Annotated in this window: 18 protein-coding genes; 3 read left to right on the plus strand and 15 right to left on the minus strand. The window is 63.5% G+C overall.

Going from position 1 to position 20,831, the window contains the following annotated elements; all coding sequences use genetic code 11:
• Nucleotides 1-3 precede the first annotated feature (3 nt).
• From VGL01_RS11745 to VGL01_RS11775, 7 genes are all read right to left on the minus strand, one after another.
• A complete protein-coding gene (locus VGL01_RS11745; RefSeq protein WP_331569430.1) occupies nucleotides 4-1,008 on the minus strand; it encodes an arabinose ABC transporter substrate-binding protein in 1,005 nt (334 codons plus the stop codon).
• A gap of 123 nt (nucleotides 1,009-1,131) precedes the next feature.
• Nucleotides 1,132-2,061, minus strand: a complete 930-nt coding sequence (locus tag VGL01_RS11750; RefSeq protein WP_331569431.1) for a Gfo/Idh/MocA family oxidoreductase — start codon at nucleotides 2,059-2,061, stop codon at nucleotides 1,132-1,134.
• 23 nt (nucleotides 2,062-2,084) lie between these two features.
• Complete coding sequence (locus tag VGL01_RS11755; protein WP_331569432.1) at nucleotides 2,085-3,011, minus strand: dihydrodipicolinate synthase family protein; 927 nt, start codon at nucleotides 3,009-3,011, stop codon at nucleotides 2,085-2,087.
• A gap of 21 nt (nucleotides 3,012-3,032) precedes the next feature.
• Nucleotides 3,033-4,133, minus strand: coding sequence for a galactofuranose ABC transporter, permease protein YjfF (gene yjfF / locus VGL01_RS11760; RefSeq protein WP_331569434.1), 1,101 nt, complete (start codon nucleotides 4,131-4,133; stop codon nucleotides 3,033-3,035).
• Nucleotides 4,130-5,182 carry an ABC transporter permease gene (locus VGL01_RS11765; RefSeq protein WP_331569436.1) on the minus strand — a complete coding sequence of 351 codons (1,053 nt, stop codon included), beginning with the start codon at nucleotides 5,180-5,182 and terminating at the stop codon, nucleotides 4,130-4,132. The genes yjfF and VGL01_RS11765 overlap by 4 nt, the downstream gene beginning before the upstream one ends.
• The gene (locus tag VGL01_RS11770; RefSeq protein WP_331569438.1) at nucleotides 5,179-6,705 is read right to left on the minus strand and encodes a sugar ABC transporter ATP-binding protein; all 1,527 of its coding nucleotides are present in this window, start codon (nucleotides 6,703-6,705) and stop codon (nucleotides 5,179-5,181) included. The genes VGL01_RS11765 and VGL01_RS11770 overlap by 4 nt, the downstream gene beginning before the upstream one ends.
• 47 nt (nucleotides 6,706-6,752) lie before the next feature.
• On the minus strand, nucleotides 6,753-7,718 hold the full coding sequence (locus VGL01_RS11775; protein WP_173259983.1) for an ABC transporter substrate-binding protein: 966 nt from the start codon (nucleotides 7,716-7,718) through the stop codon (nucleotides 6,753-6,755).
• A 322-nt stretch (nucleotides 7,719-8,040) separates the two neighbouring features.
• Here VGL01_RS11775 and VGL01_RS11780 point away from each other — a divergent pair, with 322 nt between their 5' ends.
• Nucleotides 8,041-9,783 (plus strand): IlvD/Edd family dehydratase, encoded by a 1,743-nt coding sequence (locus VGL01_RS11780; RefSeq protein WP_331569440.1) that lies wholly within the window; start codon nucleotides 8,041-8,043, stop codon nucleotides 9,781-9,783.
• A gap of 48 nt (nucleotides 9,784-9,831) precedes the next feature.
• Here the strand turns inward: VGL01_RS11780 and VGL01_RS11785 are convergent, their stop codons facing one another.
• The 7 genes from VGL01_RS11785 to VGL01_RS11815 all read right to left on the minus strand — a co-directional run bounded on the left by VGL01_RS11785 (nucleotide 9,832) and on the right by VGL01_RS11815 (nucleotide 18,573).
• The gene (locus tag VGL01_RS11785; RefSeq protein WP_331569442.1) at nucleotides 9,832-10,932 is read right to left on the minus strand and encodes a porin; all 1,101 of its coding nucleotides are present in this window, start codon (nucleotides 10,930-10,932) and stop codon (nucleotides 9,832-9,834) included.
• A 177-nt stretch (nucleotides 10,933-11,109) separates the two neighbouring features.
• Nucleotides 11,110-13,050 (minus strand): CocE/NonD family hydrolase, encoded by a 1,941-nt coding sequence (locus tag VGL01_RS11790; RefSeq protein ID WP_331569444.1) that lies wholly within the window; start codon nucleotides 13,048-13,050, stop codon nucleotides 11,110-11,112.
• Entirely contained in the window at nucleotides 13,043-14,659 is a 1,617-nt protein-coding gene (locus VGL01_RS11795) for an ABC transporter substrate-binding protein (protein WP_331569446.1), read from the minus strand. The genes VGL01_RS11790 and VGL01_RS11795 overlap by 8 nt, the downstream gene beginning before the upstream one ends.
• Nucleotides 14,656-15,711, minus strand: coding sequence for an oligopeptide/dipeptide ABC transporter ATP-binding protein (locus tag VGL01_RS11800; protein WP_331569448.1), 1,056 nt, complete (start codon nucleotides 15,709-15,711; stop codon nucleotides 14,656-14,658). Before VGL01_RS11800 ends, VGL01_RS11795 begins: the two co-directional genes overlap by 4 nt.
• Nucleotides 15,708-16,685, minus strand: coding sequence for an ABC transporter ATP-binding protein (locus tag VGL01_RS11805; protein WP_331569450.1), 978 nt, complete (start codon nucleotides 16,683-16,685; stop codon nucleotides 15,708-15,710). Before VGL01_RS11805 ends, VGL01_RS11800 begins: the two co-directional genes overlap by 4 nt.
• Before the next feature lie 8 nt (nucleotides 16,686-16,693).
• A complete protein-coding gene (locus VGL01_RS11810) occupies nucleotides 16,694-17,605 on the minus strand; it encodes an ABC transporter permease (protein ID WP_331569452.1) in 912 nt (303 codons plus the stop codon).
• Nucleotides 17,602-18,573: an ABC transporter permease gene (locus VGL01_RS11815; RefSeq protein ID WP_331569454.1), complete on the minus strand. Its 972-nt coding sequence runs from the start codon at nucleotides 18,571-18,573 to the stop codon at nucleotides 17,602-17,604. Before VGL01_RS11815 ends, VGL01_RS11810 begins: the two co-directional genes overlap by 4 nt.
• Before the next feature lie 144 nt (nucleotides 18,574-18,717).
• Here VGL01_RS11815 and VGL01_RS11820 point away from each other — a divergent pair, with 144 nt between their 5' ends.
• Complete coding sequence (locus VGL01_RS11820; RefSeq protein WP_331569456.1) at nucleotides 18,718-19,638, plus strand: LysR family transcriptional regulator; 921 nt, start codon at nucleotides 18,718-18,720, stop codon at nucleotides 19,636-19,638.
• Between the two features lie 19 nt (nucleotides 19,639-19,657).
• On the opposite strand, the gene VGL01_RS11825 is transcribed toward VGL01_RS11820, so the two are convergent.
• On the minus strand, nucleotides 19,658-20,386 hold the full coding sequence (locus VGL01_RS11825) for a FadR/GntR family transcriptional regulator (RefSeq protein ID WP_331569458.1): 729 nt from the start codon (nucleotides 20,384-20,386) through the stop codon (nucleotides 19,658-19,660).
• A 267-nt stretch (nucleotides 20,387-20,653) separates the two neighbouring features.
• Here VGL01_RS11825 and VGL01_RS11830 point away from each other — a divergent pair, with 267 nt between their 5' ends.
• Nucleotides 20,654-20,803: a hypothetical protein gene (locus tag VGL01_RS11830; protein ID WP_173259980.1), complete on the plus strand. Its 150-nt coding sequence runs from the start codon at nucleotides 20,654-20,656 to the stop codon at nucleotides 20,801-20,803.
• Nucleotides 20,804-20,831: the final 28 nt, after the last annotated feature.

The raw sequence follows: 20,831 nt of genomic DNA on the forward strand, positions 1-20,831 counted from the left end.
CCTTTAGATCCCGAGTTCCTTGCGCACGTCTTGCCAGTTGTCGCGCGTCATCAGCTTGCCCGTCGTCTGGGTGTCGGCCGGCGGCTGCTTGCCGTTCTTGATCCAGTTCACGAGGTTTTCGGTGCTGTCCTTGCCGTGGTTCGTCGAGCTGACGGCAATCGTGCCGTAAAAGCCCGTCGGTTCCTTCTTCTGGAACTCGGCGAACGCTTCGCCCGCACCGTTGATGCCCACGCCGATCACGTCCTTCGACGGAATGTGCACCTGCTCGGTGGCGCGCACGCCGCCCAGCACCGTCTCTTCGTTCAGCGCGTAGATGACCCACTTCTTGATGTTCGGATGCTTGGACAGCACCGGCGATGCCGCGTTGAAGCCGCCTTCGTCGTCGGTCGTCTTTTGCGGGGCGTCGAAGATGTTTTCCTTCTTGAAGCCGTTGTCGAGCAGCGTCTTCGTTGCGCCATCCGTGCGCAGCTTGGCCGTCGGCAGTTCATAGTCGGTGATGCGGATCGCGCCGACTTCCTCGGGCTTCCAGCCGCGCTTTTTCATCTCGTCCGAAATTGCCTGGCCGACCTGATTGCCGATCTTGAACGCCGACATGCCGAGGTGGGGCACATCCGCGAGCGGCTTGCCGGCCGAGTCGACGAGCTGATCGTCGACGGTCACGAACTTCATGCCGTACTTCTTGGCGCGGGCCTTGATGGCCGTGCCGAGGCGAACGTCGGGCGCGCAGATCACGAAACCCTTCGCGCCTTGTGCGCCGAGGTTGTCGATGGCGGCCAGTACTTTTTCACCATCGGGCGTGCCGATGTTCACCACCGAAAAGCCGTCTTGCTTGCCGAGCGCCGTGGCAGCCTTTTGTTCGTTGATGAACCATGCCTGCTCGGGCATCTTCACGAGAAAACCGATCTTGAGCGGCTCTTCCGCCTTGACTGCGCTTTGCATGGCGAACGGTGCGGCGAACGTCATCGCCACGGCGGCGCACAACGTGAAGCGGCGAAGCTTGCTGGTCATACTTGTCTCCTGGGTGTCGGTCTCGATAGACCGGTGGTGTGGTAATACGTCGATCAACGCCGCTTGTTGCGGCTTTCCTCAACTCGGTTCGTTGGTTTGGGATTCGGGTTGGCGTTCGTTTATTCAGTCGACGAACGGTTCGACCTCGCGCCGCGTGCCGAGCAAGAACGCGTCGGCGACATGGCGTAGCGGACGCACATCGACATCCTCTTCGCCACGCTCGATCAATTGCCGCCAATGTGCGTAAAGCGACGGGTATTCGCGTTCAGGGCCGACATCGACAGGCTTGCCGTCGATCTCGAGCGTTTTGCCGCCCGCGTCGATGCGCAATCGGCTGACGTTCGTGGTCACCGCAATCTGCCATTGCTCGGTCGCGCCATAGCGCCAGTCGAACTCAGCACGCACGGGCGCACCGTGCTCGTCGGCGAAGACAAGGCTCGCCGCGATGGGCGTTTGTGTGTTTGACGGAAAGTGCAGCGTCGCGGCGTTGAGCACGATTTCGCGCGGCAAGATGCGCGTTACGATCGACAACGCGTTGATGCCCGGGTCGAATACGCCGAGGCCGCCGGGTTGCCAGATCCATTTTTGTCCAGGGTGCCATTTGCGTACGTCCTCTTTCCAGTTCACAACGACAGCCTGGATCTCGCGCGAGGCGAGCCACGCGCGCGCAGGCTCCACGGCCGGCGCGTGGCGCGAATGCCAGCTCGCGAACAGCGTGCGGCGGGCCTTGCGCGCCAGCTGGCGCAGCACCTCGATCTCGTGCAGGCTCGCGCCGGGCGGTTTTTCGAGCATGACGTGCTTGCCGGCTTCGAGCGCCGCGCGTGCCTGCGCAAAGCGCACCTGCGGCGGCGCGCACAGTGAAACCGCATCGAGATGCGGCTCGTGGGCCAGCATCTCCTCGATGGTCGAATAGTTGTGTACGCCTTCGACTTCGGCATGGCGGCTCGCGCAGGCCACGAGCTCGAAGCCGGCATCCGCGGCAATCGCCGGCAGATGCTGGTCGCGCGCGATCTTTCCGATGCCGACGAGGCCCAACTTCAGTGTGTGACTCATGAATCGTCTCGCCTGTTTGCTTCTTACCGGCCCCAGCGCAGTGCAAGCGGGTTCGCTTCGCGCGCCAGCTCGAGCAGCTCGGCGCGTGTCGCGCCCGCCAACGCTTCGAGCGGATGGCGCACGGCGTCGCTCTTGATCACGCCGCCTTCCATCATCACGGTTTTGGTGGCGCGCAAGCCGCACTGGCGGTTTTCGTAGTTGATGAGCGGCAGGATGCGCGCGTAGCCTTGGCGCGCTTCTTCGCGTCGCCCGGCCCGGAAATCGTCGAAGACTTCCCGGATCAGGTCGGGCAGCAACGCGCTCGACATCGTGCCGGTTGCGCCGGCATCGAGGTCGGGCATCAGCGTGATGGCCTCTTCGCCGTCGAACGGCCCTTCGATGACGTCGCCGCCCGCGGCGATCAATGCGCGCAGCTTGGCCGCCGCTTGCGGCACTTCGATCTTGAAGTAGCGCACGAGCGGCAGCTCGCGCGCGATACGCGCGAGGAACGGCACGCTGAGCGCCACGCCCGAGAGCGGCGCGTCCTGAATCATGACCGGCACGCCTGCCGCTTCGGCGACACGCGCGAAATGCTCGAACATCGCCGCTTCGTCCACGCGCATCGTCGCGCCATGGTAGGGCGGCATGACCATGATGAGGCTCGCGCCCGCCGCTGCGGCACGCCGCGCACGGTCGGCCGCGATGCGCGTCGTGAAGTGGCTGCAGGTGACCATCACGGGCACGCGGTCAGCCGTCTGCTCGAGACAAACGTCGATCAGCGTATCGCGCTCGGCGTCGGTCAGCGCATATTGCTCGGAGTAGTTGGCCAGAATGCAGATGCCGTCGACACGCTGGTCGACCATGCAGTCGATCACACGGCGCTGGCCGTCGAGATCGAGGTCGCCCGATTCGGTGAACGGCGTCGGTGCGACAGGAAAGAGACCCGAGAACGGTCGGGAAAAGGTCACCACAATTCGACTCCTGGTTGAAAGCTATCGGATGTTCGCCTGAGCGGGTAGCGCGCGCTCGTTCAGACTCAAGGGCAGGGCGCCTTCGTCCGAGGGGCGGGTTTCGTCGACGGCGGCCGCATGGCCGCCCAATCCCGAGCCGTTTGCCTTGCGGCGCGCGGCCTGCCGCTCGATTACGCGCTGCAGCAGGCAGAACACGCAGAGCAGCGCGCCGATGACGATGCGGGTCCACCACGAACTGAGCGTACCGTCGAACGTGATCAGCGTTTGAATGGTGCCGAGCACGCCGACACCGAACACCGAACCGATGACATAGCCGACGCCGCCGGTAAGCAGCGTGCCGCCGATGACGGCCGCGGCAATGGCGTCGAGTTCCATGCCTTGCGCCTGCAGGCCATAGCCCGACAGCACGTAAAGCGTGAAGACGAGACCGCCGAGCGCGGAACACAGTCCGCCGAAAGCATAGACGCCGATCTTCGTGCGCGCGACGGGCAAACCCATCAGCAGTGCCGACTTTTCGTTGCCGCCGATCGCATAGACGTTGCGGCCGAAGCGCGTAAAGTGCGCCACGTAGATCGCCACTGCCAGCATGGCGAGCGCGATCAACGCACCCGCGTTGAGATCGCCGCTGCCGACCGGTACATGAAAGCTCGCCAACGCATGAAACGATGCTTCATGGATTTCGATCGACTGTGTGGTGATCAGAAAGCACGCGCCGCGGGCGAGGAACATGCCCGCCAGCGTGACGATGAACGCTTGCAGCTTGAAAAAATGGATCAACGCGCCCATCGCGGCACCGTATGCGGCACCGAGCACGAGCACGAGCGGCGCAATGGCCCAGACCGGCCAATGCAGCCGTTCGGAGAGGATCGCGCAAAGAATCGTCGTGAAGGCCACCACGGCCCCGACGGACAAGTCTATGCCGCCCGAGACGATGACGAACGTCGTGCCGATCGCCACGATCAGCAGGAACGCGTTGTCGACGAGCAGTCCGACGAGGACCTGTAGCGAACCGAAGCCGGTGTACATCGCCGAGCCAAAGCCGAACAGCGCGGCAAAGAGGATGACGGTAACGGCGATCGGCAGCGTGCGCGGATCGATGAGTCGCTGCAATACGGCTCTCATTTGGCCGCCTCGTTGACAGGTTTGACGCGCGCCAGCACGACCGCACGTCCGATGAGCCGGACGATCGTTTCGCGCGCGCTTGCCGATTGAATGATGCTCACGAGCAGCACGACGATCGCTTTGACGACGAGCGTCGCTTCGGGCGGCACGCCGATGGAATAGGTCGTGTAGGTGAGCGTTTGAATGATGAGCGCGCCGAGCACGGTGCCGGCAAGCGAGAACCGGCCGCCGAGCAGCGAGGTTCCGCCCAGCGTGACGGCGAGGATCGCATCGAGTTCGAGCAACAGGCCCGCGTTGTTGCCGTCGGCGCTGCGCACGTTCGAACTCGTGATGACGCCGGCGAGCGCGGCGGCCAGTCCGCAAAACACATAGACGCCGAAGACGATCGCGCTCGCGCGCAATCCGACGAGGCGCGTTGCCACCGGATTGATGCCGATCGCACGAATGAAGAGCCCCAACGCCGTGCGATTGATGAGCAGTGCGGTGGCCGCCGTCGCGCCGGCCGCGATCCAGACGGAGCAGGGCACCGCGGCGAGATAGCCGCCGCCGAGCGTCAGATAGCTGTGCGCCGAGATCGGAATGATCTGCCCGCCCGTCAACAACTGGGCGATGCCGCGGCCGGCGACCATCAGGATCAGCGTCGCGATGATCGGCTGCATGCCGACGAACGCGACGAGCAAGCCGTTCCATGCGCCGGCCACGAGCCCGACGCCCAGCGCGGCCGCCACGGCACGGCCGACATGCGTCGGATCGTCGGCCAGCAACATGGCCGCTGTGGCGCCGGCGATGGCGACGACGGTCCCGACGGAAATGTCGACGCCGCGTGTGGCGATGACGAGTGTCATCCCGAGCGACACGATGGCCAACGGGGCCGCACGGTTGAGAATGTCGATGGGTGCGCCGAACAGATGTCCGTCGAGCATCGTGATCGCGAGGAAATCGGCGCGATGCGCGACGTCGAGCGCGAACAGCAGCACGAGCGTGAGCACGGGCCACAGTAGGGGGTGCCGCAAAGCGGCCCGAAGGGCAGTACCGATGCGTGCTGTCATGACGCGTTGCCTCCGGCGATGAGCCGATAGACTTCGTCTTCGTCGAGCTTTTCGCCCGCGAGCTCGGCGACCTTGCGCCGGTCGCGCAGCACAGCGACGCTATGGCTTACGCGCAACACCTCGCTGAGTTCGGATGAGATCAGCAGGATGCCGAGGCCTTTCGCGCACAGGGCAAGAACACGGTCCATGATGTCGAATTTGGCGGCGACGTCGATGCCGCGCGTGGGTTCGTCGAGAATCAGCATGCGCGGCTCGATGGCGAGCCACCGGGCCAGCAGCGCTTTTTGCTGGTTGCCGCCCGAGAGCAGTTCGATCGGTTGTTCGGCATCGCGCGCGCGGATCCCGAGCGACGCGATGTATTCATTGGCGATGCGCCGCTCTTTCGCGCGCCCGAGCGGGCGCCACCAGCCGCGCCGCGCCTGCAGCGCCAGCACGATGTTTTCGCGGATCGAGAGCGCGGCGACGATGCCTTCCTTCTTGCGATCCTCGGGGCAGTAGCCGATGCCGTGGCGCACCGCATGCCGCGGCGAGCCCAGCTTGACGGGTTTGCCGTCGACAGTCACGGTGCCCGTATCGGCGCGCTCGGCGCCGAACAGCAATTGCGCCGTTTCGGTGCGGCCCGAGCCGAGCAGGCCCGCGAGACCGACGATCCGTCCCGGCTCGATCGACAGATCGACGGGATGCAACAGTCCGCGGCGTCCTACGCCCTTCATCTGAAAGCGCGCCACGTCGGCGCTGTCGGCGGGCGCCTGCGTTGCCTGGCGGGCGGCGGCGTTGGCCTGCCGCTCAGCCATGCGCGTGTCGCCGACCATCTTTTCGACGAGCGTATCGACGGGCAGATCCTTCGCCAGATATTCCCCTTCGCGCTCGCCGTTGCGCATGACGGTGATACGGTCCGACACAGCGTAGGTCTGTTCGAGAAAATGCGTGACGAACAGAATGGCCATGCCGGAACGCTTGAGCTTGCGTAGCACGTCGAACAGCCGTGCGACTTCGCTGTCGTCGAGGCTCGACGTCGGCTCGTCGAGAATCAGCACGCGCGCATCGACCGATACTGCGCGTGCGATCGCCACCATCTGTTGCACGGCGATCGGGTACGTGTCGAGCGACTTGGTGACGTCGAGCGACACGTTCAGCTGTGCCAGCGCCGCTTCGGCTCCTTTGCGAATCGCTTTCCAGTCGATGGCGCCGCGGCGCATCGGCTGGCGGCCCGCGAAGATGTTCTCCGCGACCGACAGATTCGGACAGAGATTGACCTCCTGGTAGAGCGTCCGGATGCCGGCGGCCTCCGCTTCGAGCGGCGCCGCGAAGTCCACGGGACGCCCCTCGATGCGAATTTCGCCGGCATCGTGCGGATGCACGCCCGTGAGCACGTTGATCAGCGTCGATTTGCCGGCGCCGTTCTGGCCCATCAGCGTATGAATCTCGCCTGCGTACAGATGCAGATCGACATTGCGCAACGCCTGTACGCCAGGAAACGACTTGGAAAGGCCGACGGTTTCGAGCACGAGAGGGCCGGTCATGGGCATTCGCTCAAGCTTGGGTTCTCAGGGCCTTGCGGCGCGCCGGATCAGTATTTACGCTGCGGCAGGACCTGCGCCGCGACGTTCATCGGGAACACCGTTTCGTTCGTCACGATGCGCTTGGGCAGTTGCTTGCCCGCAACAATGTCTTTGACGGCCGACATCAACTGCGGTCCGAGCAGCGGGCTGCACTCCACGTCGACATTGATCTTGCCGGCGATCATCGCCTGGAAGCCGCCCTTGGTGGCATCGAACGACACGACCTTCACGTCGCTGCCGGGTTTGATGCCGGCTTCCTCCATGGCCTGGATCGCGCCGAGCGCCATATCGTCGTTGTGCGCATAGACGACGTTGATCTTCTTGCCATAGGTCTTGGCGAACGCTTCCATGACCTGCTTGCCGCCCGCGAGCGTGAAGTCGCCGCTTTGCGACGCGATGATCTTGAACTTCGGATCCTTCTGGATGATTTCCATCAGGCCGGCGTGGCGATCGTTCGCGGGGGCGGAGCCCACCGTGCCTTGCAGCTCGGCGATGTTGATCGGGCCCGGGTTGTCCTTGTACGTTTCCTCGAGCCAACGGCCTGCGCGACGGCCTTCTTCGAGGAAGTCCGAACCGATCATCGTCACGTACAGATCCTTGTCCTTCACGTCGATGTTGCGGTCCGTCAGCACGACCGGGATATGGGCGCGCTTCGCTTCTTGCAGCACGGGCTCCCAGCCCGATTCGACGACCGGCGAAAACGCGATCACATCGACTTTCTGCGCAATATAGGAACGGATCGCCTTGATCTGGTTCTCCTGCTTTTGCTGCGCATCGGAGAACTTCAGATTGATGCCGGCATCCTTCGCGGCCTGCTTGACCGAGACGGTGTTCGCTGTGCGCCAGGCGCTTTCCGCGCCGACCTGCGCGAAGCCCAGCGTGATTTTCTTGTCTTCGGCATGGCCCGCAACGGCGGCCGTGAGAAGCGTGACGGTAAACAAGGCCTTAAGCGTCTGGCGTACGGTGCGTCTCATCTGTGTCTCCGGTTTCTCTTCGTTTGTCTTTGTTGCTTGCGCCTATCCCCGGCTCGCTTGCGCCGACCCGGAAATAGCCAAACTATAGGCATCGAGTCATGCGGGCGCGATTAGCGTTTTCCCCAGATCACGAAACCCAATAGTCATGCTATTTCTGTGTGGTCGTTGCGAGAAGTTGGCGCGCCAAACGGTGCATTCTCGCGTAAATCGCAGACCGAGGGGCATTGACGGCTCGACCAAAAGTTTGGGTTTCTCAAATAGTGGTCAGCGCTCGGCAGTCCCGATATAGTATTACTACTTACCGAATTTTATCGAACAAGCTATGACCGACAAACGCGCTAAGCTCCGTTCCGCCCAGTGGTTCGGCACGGCCGACAAGAACGGCTTCATGTACCGCAGCTGGATGAAGAACCAGGGCATTCCCGATCATGAATTCCAGGGCAAGCCGATCATCGGCATCTGCAACACGTGGTCGGAGCTGACGCCCTGCAACGCGCACTTTCGCAAGCTGGCGGAGCATGTGAAGCGCGGCGTCTTCGAGGCGGGCGGATTTCCGGTGGAATTTCCCGTCTTCTCGAACGGCGAGTCCAACCTTCGCCCCACGGCGATGTTCACGCGCAACCTTGCGAGCATGGATGTCGAGGAATCGATCCGCGGTAATCCGATCGACGCCGTGGTATTGCTGGCCGGCTGCGACAAGACTACACCGGCGCTGTTGATGGGGGCGGCGAGCTGCGATGTGCCCGCCATTCTCGTGAGCGGCGGCCCGATGCTCAACGGCAAGCACGAAGGGCGGGACATCGGTTCCGGTACGGTCGTTTGGCAATTGAGCGAGCAGGTCAAGGCCGGAAAGATATCGCTTCACGAATTCATGTCGGCCGAGGCCGGCATGTCGCGTTCGGCCGGTACCTGCAACACGATGGGTACCGCCTCGACGATGGCCTGTATGGCCGAAGCGCTCGGAGTGACGTTGCCGCACAACGCAGCGATCCCGGCTGTCGACTCGCGCCGCTATGTCCTGGCCCATCTATCGGGCATGCGGATCGTCGAAATGGCGCTCGAAGATCTGCGCCTGTCCAAGCTGCTCACACGCGAGGCATTCGAAAACGCCGTGCGCGCGAACGCCGCGATCGGGGGCTCGACCAATGCCGCCATCCATCTGAAGGCCATTGCGGGGCGCATCGGCGTGCCGTTCGAGCTCGATGACTGGACGCGCATCGGGCGTGGCACGCCGACGATCGTCGATCTGCAACCGTCGGGGCGCTTTCTGATGGAGGAGTTCTATTACGCGGGCGGCTTGCCTGCCGTGCTGCGCCGGCTCGGCGATGCGGGCCTGCTGCCGCACCCGGATGCGCTGACGGCCAATGGCCGCTCGATCTGGGAGAACTGTCAGGAAGCGCCGCTCTACAACGCCGAGGTGATCCGGCCGCTCGACAATCCGCTCGTCGCGGACGGCGGTCTCTGTGTGTTGCGCGGCAACCTCGCTCCGCGCGGCGCGGTACTCAAGCCGTCCGCCGCCACGCCTTCACTGTTGAACCATCGCGGCCGCGCCGTCGTCTTCGAGAACTTCGACGATTACAAGGCGCGCATCGCCGACCCCGATCTCGATGTCACGGCCGATTCGATTCTGGTGATGAAGAACTGCGGACCGAAGGGTTATCCCGGTATGGCCGAAGTCGGCAATATGGGGCTGCCGCCGAAGATCCTCGCGCAGGGTGTGACCGATATGGTGCGGATATCCGATGCGCGCATGAGCGGCACCGCCTATGGCACCGTAGTTTTGCACGTGGCGCCCGAGGCACGCGCGGGCGGCCCGCTCGCCATCGTACGCAACGGCGACTGGATCGAACTCGATTGCGAGGCCGGCCGACTGCACCTCGATATCTCGGCGGCGGAGATGACGGCGCGTCTCGCCGAATGGAGCGAAACGCTTCGCGCGGCGCCTGCCGATGCGAGCGGTTATCGCAACCTCTATGTCGACCACGTATTGCAGGCGGATGAAGGATGCGACTTCGATTTCCTGGTTGGCTGCCGGGGTGCTGAAGTGCCGCCGCATTCGCATTGAAATTCACGGCGGCATCGAAAGCATCGACGATCTACGGGCATCCAGGGGTCAGAACTTGTGACGGATGCCCGTCACCGCCATCCATTGCGTATGGCTGCTCGAGGGGCCCGAGGCTCCCTCGATCTGCGCGACGGCGTTCGTGGCGCGCTGATACAGCAAGTCGGCGTAGACGTCCGTCGATTTCGAGAGGAAGTATTGCAGACCGGCCGTCGTCTGCCAGTAGTGCCAAGAATCCACCTTTCCGTTCGTCGATACATTCGTGTACGTTTCGCCGAGCGCCGCGTGCAACGCGGGAGTGATCCGGTAGCGCAGGCTCGCTTCAGCGTTCTGGTAGGTCCGGTACTGGTTCGCGGGCGTCAGCACGAAGCGTGTGTTCGTGTACATCAAACCGACGCTTGCGTCGCCGATGTCGTACAAACCTCCCGCGCCGTAAATGCGCTGCCGGCTGATCCCTTTGAGAAACGTAAAGTAGTTATCGGACGGAATGGCGCCCGTCGTATCGGTGGCCGGATGATCGAGCATCACGTAGGCCGCACCCAAATGCCACGGTCCATTCGCATAAGTTGCGCCGACGCTGTAGGAGCGATTCGTCGCGAAGTTGCCCGCATTGCCCGACAGCGCATACATCGCGTTGATCTGCAAACCGCGGAAGTTCGGCGTCACGTATTTGATCGAGTTGTCGGTGCGAAACGTGTTGTTGATATCGTCGACGTCGAAGGGATGCGTTGCGTATTGAACGGTATCGCCGGCAACTTGCAGGGGCTCCAGGGAGTCTTGCGCCGCGTTGTACTGTCGGCCGAGCGTCAATGTGCCGTAGCGATCGCTCGCCAGGCCCACCCACGCCTGGCGTCCGAAAATGCGCCCGTTGGCGCTGGCCGTGCCGTTCATTAAATTGAAGCCGTTCTCCAGGCGGAACACCGCGCGGTTGCCGCCACCGAGATCTTCCGTGCCAAGCAGGCCCCAACGCGAGCCTTGTTCGTTGCCGGCCGTGGCCTGATAGTTCCGCTTGCCGCCCTGATTGCTGGTGTAGGTGAAACCGCCGTCGACGATGCCGTACAGCGTGACGCTCGACTGGGCATGTGCCCCGCCGGCCGCCAGGCCGAAACCGACGATGGCGAGCAGTGCCGCCGGAACTGTCTGTTTGCGCATGGTGCTTTTCCTCTTGGTATTGGACTTGCTGTTGAAAATCGGGGTGCGGCGAGCCGCGAATCGTCGTATCGGCCCGGATGCGCTGACCATCGCGGAAAACGCGGGCAAAAAGCGCCCTCCGACGCCGCGCTGAACGCGGCGCCTCGATGCCTGAAAGGAAGCGGTGCCGGGGGTTTGCTAGGTGGTATTGCGGCTCGTCCGCCGGTGCGGCGGCATTGCTTGGAGCGATGCAACCGGAACGAGCGGCAGCACGACGTGCGACGCCTGGCCCGCGCCGAAATGCACGCTATTCACCGCGACGCGTGGCGTACGCGCCAGCGCGGGCGGTTCGCCGCTATTCGGGTTGACGTCGAAGTGCGGGAAATTGCTGCTTGAAACGTCGAGCCGGATCCGATGCCCGCGTCTGAACAGATTCGCCGTGGAGAACGGTTCGATTTCGATCGCGTAGATGCGCCCTTTTTCGAGGGGGCGCGGCGCTTCCCATGACGCGTGAAAGCGGCAACGGAAAATTCCATCGGTCAGGTTCATCGCGTAGCCGTGCGGGTAATCCGCATTGGGCGGATAGACGTCGATCAACTTGGCAGTGAAGTCGGTATCGGGCGCATCGGAGGAAATCCATAGCTTGACGACGATGGGTCCGACCACCGCGACGTCTTCTTCGAGCGGCCCGGTCTGAAAGACGAGCACGTCGGAGCGTGCCGAGAGCGGCATGCCCGGGTGCCGCGTGCCGAAAAAGCGCGGGTCCTCGCGCTGATCGAACGCGCCGCCCTCGAACACCGGCGCGCCCGACGTCAAGGCACCGCCGATCGTGGGCACCGGATTGGACGGGTCGAAGGCGTACGAGGTCTCGGACGGCTGAGCATGCAATGCGTCGTTCGACTCGCAAAGCGAACCGTCGGGCGTCAGGTAAAACGGCGTGAAACGCGTGCCCGGGAGCGGCCACTGCGGCGAGCCGATCCACCGCCCGCCGTGCTCCATGCGGCCCTGCGGATTGCGCGTGCCGCTACCGCCGCCCATCACGAAAATACGCGCGACAGCATCGGAGGATTCATGCGGCGTATCCTGCGGCTTCAGCCAGCGGTCGAACCAGTCGGCGCGAAACCTCAGCCAGTCTTCCGCGATCTGGCCTTCGACAACCGCCTCGGGCCCGAATTCGACGTCGCCGCTGTACGAAACGTTGCGGTCGCCGTGCAGCCATGGCCCCATGATCAGATAGGTCGGGGCGCCGGCGGTCCCGGAAAGCGCGGCGAAGTTCTCGAGCGTGCTGCGCACATAGGCGTCGTACCAGCTCGACATCAGCACCGTTGGCACGCGCGTCATCGTCCCGTAATAGCCTTCGGCATAAATGCCCGGCTGTTTCCAGTAGTCGTCGAAAACGTCGCGCGTCCACTGCTCGAACAGATAGCGCTCGTATTCCGGCACCACCGCCAGCGGCGAGTGCCCCGGCCGCCAAGGAATCCGCCCAAACCATTCACGCAGATCGCTCGCGTTCAGCGCCGCCGCGACGAGCGGATTCTCAGCGGCCACGCTGTTCTTCGCCCGGTTGAACGCCCACGTCGCCTGCTTCAACTCGAAGGCGCCGCCCTGGCGGATACCGCACCGATAGCCGTTCGCGAAGCCGCCCGAGTCCAGCACCATGCACGCGAGCCCCGGCGGATTCAGGCAGGCCGCGGCGAGTTGCGTATGCGCCGCGTACGACAGTCCCATCGTGCCGACCTTGCCGTCCGACCAGGGCTGTCGCGCGATCCATTCGATCGTGTCGAAGCCGTCCGGCCCTTCGGCAACATACTTCGTGAATGTGCCCTCGGAGCGGTAGCGCCCTCGACAATCCTGCAGGACGACAACGTAGCCGCGCGCGGCGAAGTAGCGTGCTACATCGGCGCGATTCGCGGGCGGCCGACCGTGATGGACTTCCGAGCGGGAGATTTCGGATTTCCCATAGGGCGTGCGTTCGAGAATCGTGGGCAATGGCGCATCCTTGCCGAGGCGGTAACCCAGGGGGAAGTACACATCGGTGGCAAGCCGCACGCCATCGCGCATGGGCACCATGATGTCGCGAAGGGTGGCGAGCGTCGAATCGGCGGGAAGCGCTCCGTTACGCAATGAAGCATCAGTCATGTCGAGTCTCGATGAAGAGCAGCGAAGTGCGTTCAGCTTTGTTTGGATGAAAAATGACGCCGTCGCGTGCCGCCCAATAGTCCGCGGGAAAATAAAGCGGCACGATGCCGTAGTCCCCGAAGCCCGCCTGCGCGGCGTTTTGCAGCAGTTGCTCGCGCCTCGCGGGATCGAAGGTCGCGGCGGCTTCGCGCAGCAGCCTGTCGAGCGTCGGATTCGAATAGCGAGTGCGGTTGAAGGCACCGGTGCCCGCTTCGCGCGAGTAGCTCGCCAGCACATTGGTCAGCCCGATCGCGGAATCGCTCGTCGTATTGCCGAAACTAAAGATGAATGCGCTATAGCTACGTCGCGCGGCAGCGCCGGCATACACGTTGTAGGGCCGTGTGACCACATCGTTCACCGTGATACCGCCGCGTGCGAGCATTTGTCCCAGTGCTTGCCCAAGATCGCCATCGCTTGCGAACCGATCGTTCGACGAATGGATCGTCAGCCCGAAACCCTCGGGATAGCCGGCCTCGGCAAGCAGGCGCCGCGCGCCCGCGGGGTCGTATCGGTCCGGCCTGAGTTGCGGGTCATGACCGCCCATGCCCGGCGGCACTATTTGCGCGGCCGGCAGCCCCGCGCCGTTGAGCAGATGCTGAGTGATCGCGTCGCGATCGATCATCTTCGAGATCGCCTGGCGCACGCGGACGTCGCGCAGAGGATTGCGAGCGACGCTTGCCCCGTTGGCGGCAGTGACGAACGGCGAGGCATCGCGCGACGAATCGAGCGCGAGATAGATGAGCCGCGCGGATGGACCGGAAAAGAGCGTCACGTTTCGTTCCCGGCGCAGGCGATCGATCGTGACCGGGGGGACGTTGTCGATCAGGCTGACGGAGCCGGAGAGCAAAGCCGACAGTCGGGCCGCGTCGTTCGACATGAAACGGATCGTGCAGGTATCGAAATCCGGCCGCTTGCCCCAGTAATAATCGTTACGTACGAGCTCCAGACGATCGCCCGGAATCCAGCGGGCGAGTCGATAGGGACCGGTGCCGACCGCGACCGCGGGCAGGCGGTAGTCTTCGCTCGCGTGCCCCGCGGTTGCATGCCGCGACACGATATACACGAGCCCTATCTGCTCCACGAACGCGGGTGACGGCGTCTTCGTCAGGATGCGCAGCGTCAGCGGGTCGACGATCTCGATGCGCTGTATGTTGGCCACGGCCCCGGAAAAAGGCGCGGGACTATTGGGCACCGATCGCGCGCGGCGCAGCGAATACGCGACGTCGTCCGCAGTCATCGGCGAACCGTCGGAGAATCGTACGTTCGGGCGCAGATGGAATTCCCACGTAAGCGGATCGACGGCGCGCCACGACACCGCAAGTCCCGGCCGGATCCGCAGATTCTCGTCCTGCTCGATCAGCCTCTCGAACATGTTTTCGGCGGTCTGCATATTGTTCTGCGTGCGCGAGAACAGCGGGTCGAGCGACGACGGCTCGGAAGCGAGGGCCATCGTCAGCGAACGAGCCTGTGCAATGGCGGACGAACCGGAAAACATCAGCGCCCACACCAATGCGATCGTGGCCGATCGCCTCACTTCGCGTCGGCGCATGAATGAAATCACTGCGTTCATTGCACCTCCACCAGATGACATGCGACCTCATGAGCGCGGCCGCTCGAACGCAGCAGCGGACGCTCGGTGCGGCAACGCTGCGTTGCATGGGGACAGCGTGGGTGGAAATGACAGCCGTCGGGCGGGGCGAGCGGCGATGGAACTTCGCCTTGAATCGACTCGAATTGCCGCTTGCGATTCGACAGACGCGGCACTTGCGCCAGCAGCGCGATCGTGTACGGATGTTGCGGATGGGCAAACAGTTCGACGGTCGGCGCGGTTTCGACGATGCGGCCGAGATACATGATCGCAACGCGATCGCTGATGTGCTCGACCACGCCCAGGTCATGGCTGATGAACAGATACGTGAGGCCGAGATCGCGGCGCAGTTGCACGAAGAGATTGATGATCTGCGCCTGGATCGACACGTCGAGTGCCGCAATCGACTCATCGCAGATCAGAAAATCGGGCTTCACCGCCAAGGCCCGGCCGATACCGATGCGCTGACGCTGGCCTCCGGAAAACTGATGCGGGAAACGATCGCGGAACTCGGGATTCAGTCCGACGCGTTCCATCACGTCCACGACATAGGCATCGAGGTGTTTTCGCTCCACGAATCCGTGTACGAGTGGCGCCTCGCCAATGATGTCGCGTACGCGCTTACGGGGATTCAGCGATGACAGCGGGTCCTGGAAAATCATCTGCGTGGCCAGCCGGTGCCGCGCAGTGGGGCGGCCAGTGGGGCGGCCAGCGCGAACGCCGTCGGGCGCACTGCTGAGCGCGGACGGCTCGGCAGTTTTCTCGATTGTGCGGATCGAGCCGCTCGACGGTGCACCGATTCCGGCCAGCAGCCGGCCTAGCGTCGATTTTCCACAGCCGGACTCGCCGACGAGGCCGAGCACTTCGCCGCGATGGATCGTCAGGCTGACGTCGTCGACTGCGTGGACGACGTGTTCCGCGGCGCGCGCGCCGAGCCAGCCGGCGATTCGCTCCGCGTAATTCAGACGACGAACGAAGCGGCGCGACACGTGGTCGGCCTCGACCATCGGCACCATGACGTGGGGTGCGTTCATGCGCGCGCTCCGGAACGTGGATGGAAACAACGGTATCGATGAACGGCTTCCCCGCTGACCGGGGGCACCGCGCTGCGGCACAGCGCGGTGGCATGGGCGCAACGCGGTGCGAACGCGCAGCCCACCGGCAGATGGAGCGCACTGGGTGCGATACCCGGAATTTGTCTCAGCATCTCGCCGCGGCGCGCTTTTTCGGGTAGCGAATCGATCAGCCCGATCGTGTACGGATGGCGCGGTCGTTCGAGAATCTCGTCGACGCTGCCGGTCTCGACGACGCGGCCGGCGTACATCACGCAAATGCGATCGGCGAGTCCGGCGACCACCGCGAGATCGTGGCTTATCCATACCATCGCCGTGTGCGAGCGGGCGCACAGCTTCTGCATTTCGGCCAGAATCTGCGCCTGGATGGTGACGTCGAGCGCCGTGGTGGGCTCATCGGCAATGATCAGCTCCGGGTCGTGCAGCAGCGCGATGGCGATCGCCACACGTTGTCGCATGCCGCCTGACAATTGATGCGGATACGCACGCAGTCGCTCGCCCGGCGACGGTATGCCGACCGACGCGAGCGCGTCCTGGGCACGTTGCCGCGCTGCATGCTTCGATAGGCGCGTGTGGGCCTGCACCGCCTCGATCATCTGTGTGTCGATGCGCAGAACCGGGTTCAGGGTCATCATCGGATCCTGAAAGATCATCGCTATGCGATTGCCACGCAAATGGCGAAGCGCGGCAGGCGTGAGCGTGGTCAGATCTTCGCCTTTGAACAGCACGCGCCCGTCGACAATTCGCCCAGGTGCGTCGATCAAGCCGAGTACGGAAAAGCCCGTAATCGATTTGCCGGAACCGGATTCGCCGACGAGCCCGACGATCTCGCCCGGCGCGACGTCGAAACTCGCGTCGTCGACGGCTTTCGCGATACCGGCCCCCGTGAAGAAATAGGTGCGCAGATTCTGAACGGACAGGGTGGGGGGTGACATGCGAAATCCTATTTCTGAAGACGCGGGTTCAATGCTTCGCGCAGGCTGTCGCCGACGATGTTCATGCTGAAAACGAGCACGAGCAGCAGCAGGCCGGGGAAAACGCTGATCCAGTAGAACCCGGCGATCAATTGCTGATAGCCGTTCGCGATCAGCAGACCTAGCGAGGGCTGCGTGACGGGCAGGCCGATGCCGAGAAAGCTCAATGTGGCTTCAGCCGAAATGGCGGCGGCAATCTGTACGAGGGCAATGACGATGACGGGCGGAAGGCAGTTCGGCAGCAACTGGCTGAACAATGCGCGCCTGTGGCTCAAACCGAGGCACAGCGCGGCCTCCATATATTCCTTGCGGCGTTCGACGGCGGCGACTGCTCGCACGGTGCGGGCGAAATAGGCCCATTGCACGGCGACTAGCGCGAGGATCACCTTGTCGACACCCTGGCCGAGAATGGCAAGCATCATCAGCGCGACGAGAATCGTCGGAAAACCGAGCGTGAGATCGACGGCTCGCATCACGAGGGTATCGACGTGACGGCCGAAGTACGCGGCGACGAGGCCCAGCGTCGTGCCGAGCGTCATCGCGAAAACGCCGCTCAGCAGACCGACTCCAAGGCTGATGCGTAGCCCATACATCATTGCGGCGAACATGTCGCGCCCAAGCGCATCGCTGCCGAGCAGGTACAGATGGCCACTCGCGCCACGCGTACCGGGCGCGAGGCGGCCATCGACGATATCGAGCGAGGCAAGATCGTACGGATTCTGCGGCGCGATCCAAGGAGCAAGTACAGCGATGGCAACGAGCGCAAGACAAATGCAGGTCGCGACAGCGACGGCCGGCTTGCCGAACAGACTGCGCAGCACGATGCCGAGCGTCGTATTGCGATCGATACGCCACGAAGGAAGAGTCGCGCTGCCTCTCATACCGCCTCCAGCCGCGCGCGGGGATCGAGCAGCGAATAGATGATGTCGACGACGAGGTTCAGTACCGTGAACATTGCGACCACGATCAGCAAATAGGCAACGATGACCGGACGATCGAGCTTCGTGATGCTGTCGATGATCAGTTTGCCGACCCCCGGCCATGCGAAGATCGTTTCCGTCACCGTAGCGAATGCGATCAACGAACCGAACTCCATGCCCACGACGGTGACGATGGGAATGAGGATGTTCTTCAGGACATGGACGAAGATCACTCGCCGCTCGCGCAAGCCTTTGGCCCGGGCGAACTTCACGTAGTCGAGCGGCAGCGTTTCGCGCACGCCGGCGCGCGTGAGGCGCGTGACGAGCGACATCTTGAAGAGCGACAGATTGAGTGCCGGCAGCAGCAGGTGCCGCAGGCCGTCCCACGTCGCGAGGCTGGTGTGGATACCGAACAGCGTCCCGGGTTGGCCACGGCCGGCCGACGGTAGCCAGCCGAGCGTCACCGAAAAGATCAGCACGAGCATGATGCCTTGCCAGAAGTTCGGCAGGCTAAAGCCGAGGATCGAGCCCGTCATGACCGTGCGATCGAGCACGGACCCCGCCCTCAGGCCGGCGATGAGACCCAGCGGCAGACCGACCATCAGTGCGAGCAGCAGCGCTACGACCGCCAGTTCCAGCGTTGCAGGCAGACGTTCGAGAATCAGCTGGATCGACGGTTGATTGAATACGAAGGAGCGGCCGAGATCGCCATGCAATGCTCGCCCGACGAAATGCAGATACTGTTGCCAGAGCGGTTGATTCAGCCCGAGCGATTGCACGGCCTGCGCGATTTCGGCCGGTGTCGCGTCGGCTGGAACCAGAATCGCGATCGGATCGCCGATGGCGAACACGCCGCAGAAAACGAGCACTGACGTAAGCAGCAACACACCGATGCTCTGCGTTAGCCGCCGGATGATGAAGGCGATCATTGCGTGCGGAACCTCAAATGATGAAAATGCGGGGGCTGCCGGTACAGCAAAAGGCACCGACTCGTGCAACGCCCCGATCATTCGACGGCAAAAAACCGTCCGCAACCTTATGTCGAATCAACATAGCCGTATGCGAATCCCGAAATGAACCTGAAGCAACTCGAAGCTTTTGTGGCGATTTCGACGCTGCATACGACCACGGCGGCTGCGCAGCGGATGGGATGCTCGCAGTCCGCGGTGAGTCGTCTGCTGAGCCAGTTGGAGGAGGATCTTGGCTTGAGCCTGTTCGTGCGCGAACAGGGGCGGCTTACGCCCACGCGCGAGGGAGATGCGCTAGTGCAGGAGGTGGAGACGATCGTCGAGGCGGCGCGGTGCCTTGAACGGCATGCCCAGCAACTGCGACTGGCCGGCACGCAGCGCAAACTGGTGCGCATCATGGTTCCGAATACATTCGCTCAGTTTCTGCTGCCTGCTGTGATGCAGCATTTCTATGAAACGCACCGTGATGCGGTCTTGGAGGTGTTTTCGGGTACCTATGACGCTTCGGAACGCGCATTGTTGAGCCGGGAGGTCGATCTTGCATTCGTGCGACTACCGACGCGCCTGTCCGGTTTTTCGGTCAAATGGCGGTTCAACAGTGAATCGGTGTGCGTGATGCCGCGCTCGCATCCGCTGGTCCGGAACAGGACCGTCTCTGCGCGCGATCTGGATGGCGTGCCGCTCGTGCTGCTATGGCGCCAGAGCGCGCTTCGTCAGGAAATCGACGCGGCGTTCCGCAGCGCGAGGGTGACGCCTAACGTCATCGCCGAGGTGCATTCGGTGAGCGTGGCGTGCGCGATGGCAGCCCGCGGGGCCGGCGCGGCGATCGTCAACCGGTTGATCGCGCAATGTTGCGACACGGAGCAGTTCGTGATGAGGCCGTTCGTACCGGCGATCAGCTTCGAGACGGGGATCGCCTCCCTCGAGGCCTATCCGATCAGCGGAACCTGCGAGGCATTTGCCACCTGCCTTGCCGGGGCGCTGGAAGATCTCCACGCTCGGCGCACGACGGATTCGTTCGAGTAGCCGCGGGCGGCTTTTACCCTCACCGCGAGTTGCGAGCCGCCACTTCGAGAATCGTCTCGGCGTCAGCGCGAGCGTTCTCGAGTTGCACGAGGCTTGCCTGACGTGCGCCGAGCGGATCGCGGTTTTCTATTGCCGTCAAAATGGCCTTGTGACGCGGCAGCGACAGCGCATGCGTGTCCGGGTGGCGGCTCGTCAGCTTGATCGATTCGGAGAGCGCCAGCGACATCATGTTGCCGATGAAGGCAAGCATGTCGTTGTGCGTAGCCGCCATGATCGCGCGATGGAACTCCAGATCGGGATCGAGCAATGCCGACGCCGTTTCCGCGTTCGCCATTTGTTCGAAGGCCCGGCGAATGCGCGTCAGATCGGCTTCTGTGCTTTCGGAGGCCGCCAGCGCGGCCGCGGCCGGCTCGATGATGCGGCGCACCGTGAGCAGCGAGCGAAAGAAATCGCCCTCGGGCGTACTGCTGATGGTCCAGAACAGCACGTCGGGATCGAGCATGTGCCATTCTTCCCGTGGGCGCACGACGCTCCCCACGCGCGGCTTCGATACCACGAGCCCCTTGGCGACCAGCACACGGGTGGCTTCGCGCAGAACCGGCCGGCTCACGCCGTAGGCTTCGCAAAGGCTCGGCTCGGGGGGCAGGCGTTCGCCGGGCGCAAATTTGCCGCTGACGATCTCGATGCCGAGTTCCTGCACGATCCGAGCGTGCATGCTCTTGCGATTCTTGAGATGCCGATAGTCCATGGTCTGTTCAATGCGGTGCGCTGACCGCGCGAAGCGAACTCACGCGGGCTGCGTAGCCGCGGAGGGTGTTCGCAGCATAGCATGGGCCAACGCACGAATTATCGAAATAATGACGCCATCAGGGAATAATCGGGTACCCCAGCCCGTTAAGGAAAGGTGATCGAGTCGCATGGGTGCGGTGAACGCCGTCTCGGTCGCTTGCCGTTCGATGGCCGGGGCGCCGGTGTCAGCCAGGCGCGGCCATTACTACCTCAACTGGAGCCGAAGATGAAAATCCGTCAATTTCTCCCCGCAGTCTTCACGATGCTCGTTCTGGCGCTGGCATCCTTGTCGGCCACCGCGTGCTCGACCACCGACGGTTCGATGGGCTCGACCGGCGCGTCGAGCTCGGGCGGCAGCGGTAGCGGCGGTTATTGATCGCCGGTGTACGCCATGAAGACCGCGC

The sequence above is a fragment of the Trinickia sp. genome, assembly GCF_036503415.1.
Taxonomy (GTDB): domain Bacteria; phylum Pseudomonadota; class Gammaproteobacteria; order Burkholderiales; family Burkholderiaceae; genus Trinickia.

Bases quoted from the DNA above. Each gene is read 5' to 3' on its own strand.
- VGL01_RS11745 (WP_331569430.1), bottom strand. From the start codon at position 1,008: ATGACCAGCAAGCTTCGCCGCTTCACGTTGTGCGCCGCCGTGGCGATG.
- VGL01_RS11750 (WP_331569431.1), bottom strand. From the start codon at position 2,061: ATGAGTCACACACTGAAGTTGGGCCTCGTCGGCATCGGAAAGATCGCG.
- yjfF (WP_331569434.1), bottom strand. From the start codon at position 4,133: ATGAGAGCCGTATTGCAGCGACTCATCGATCCGCGCACGCTGCCGATC.
- VGL01_RS11765 (WP_331569436.1), bottom strand. From the start codon at position 5,182: ATGACAGCACGCATCGGTACTGCCCTTCGGGCCGCTTTGCGGCACCCC.
- VGL01_RS11770 (WP_331569438.1), bottom strand. From the start codon at position 6,705: ATGACCGGCCCTCTCGTGCTCGAAACCGTCGGCCTTTCCAAGTCGTTT.
- VGL01_RS11775 (WP_173259983.1), bottom strand. From the start codon at position 7,718: ATGAGACGCACCGTACGCCAGACGCTTAAGGCCTTGTTTACCGTCACG.
- VGL01_RS11780 (WP_331569440.1), top strand. From the start codon at position 8,041: ATGACCGACAAACGCGCTAAGCTCCGTTCCGCCCAGTGGTTCGGCACG.
- VGL01_RS11785 (WP_331569442.1), bottom strand. From the start codon at position 10,932: ATGCGCAAACAGACAGTTCCGGCGGCACTGCTCGCCATCGTCGGTTTC.
- VGL01_RS11790 (WP_331569444.1), bottom strand. From the start codon at position 13,050: ATGACTGATGCTTCATTGCGTAACGGAGCGCTTCCCGCCGATTCGACG.
- VGL01_RS11795 (WP_331569446.1), bottom strand. From the start codon at position 14,659: ATGAACGCAGTGATTTCATTCATGCGCCGACGCGAAGTGAGGCGATCG.
- VGL01_RS11800 (WP_331569448.1), bottom strand. From the start codon at position 15,711: ATGAACGCACCCCACGTCATGGTGCCGATGGTCGAGGCCGACCACGTG.
- VGL01_RS11805 (WP_331569450.1), bottom strand. From the start codon at position 16,685: ATGTCACCCCCCACCCTGTCCGTTCAGAATCTGCGCACCTATTTCTTC.
- VGL01_RS11810 (WP_331569452.1), bottom strand. From the start codon at position 17,605: ATGAGAGGCAGCGCGACTCTTCCTTCGTGGCGTATCGATCGCAATACG.
- VGL01_RS11815 (WP_331569454.1), bottom strand. From the start codon at position 18,573: ATGATCGCCTTCATCATCCGGCGGCTAACGCAGAGCATCGGTGTGTTG.
- VGL01_RS11820 (WP_331569456.1), top strand. From the start codon at position 18,718: ATGAACCTGAAGCAACTCGAAGCTTTTGTGGCGATTTCGACGCTGCAT.
- VGL01_RS11825 (WP_331569458.1), bottom strand. From the start codon at position 20,386: ATGGACTATCGGCATCTCAAGAATCGCAAGAGCATGCACGCTCGGATC.
- VGL01_RS11830 (WP_173259980.1), top strand. From the start codon at position 20,654: ATGAAAATCCGTCAATTTCTCCCCGCAGTCTTCACGATGCTCGTTCTG.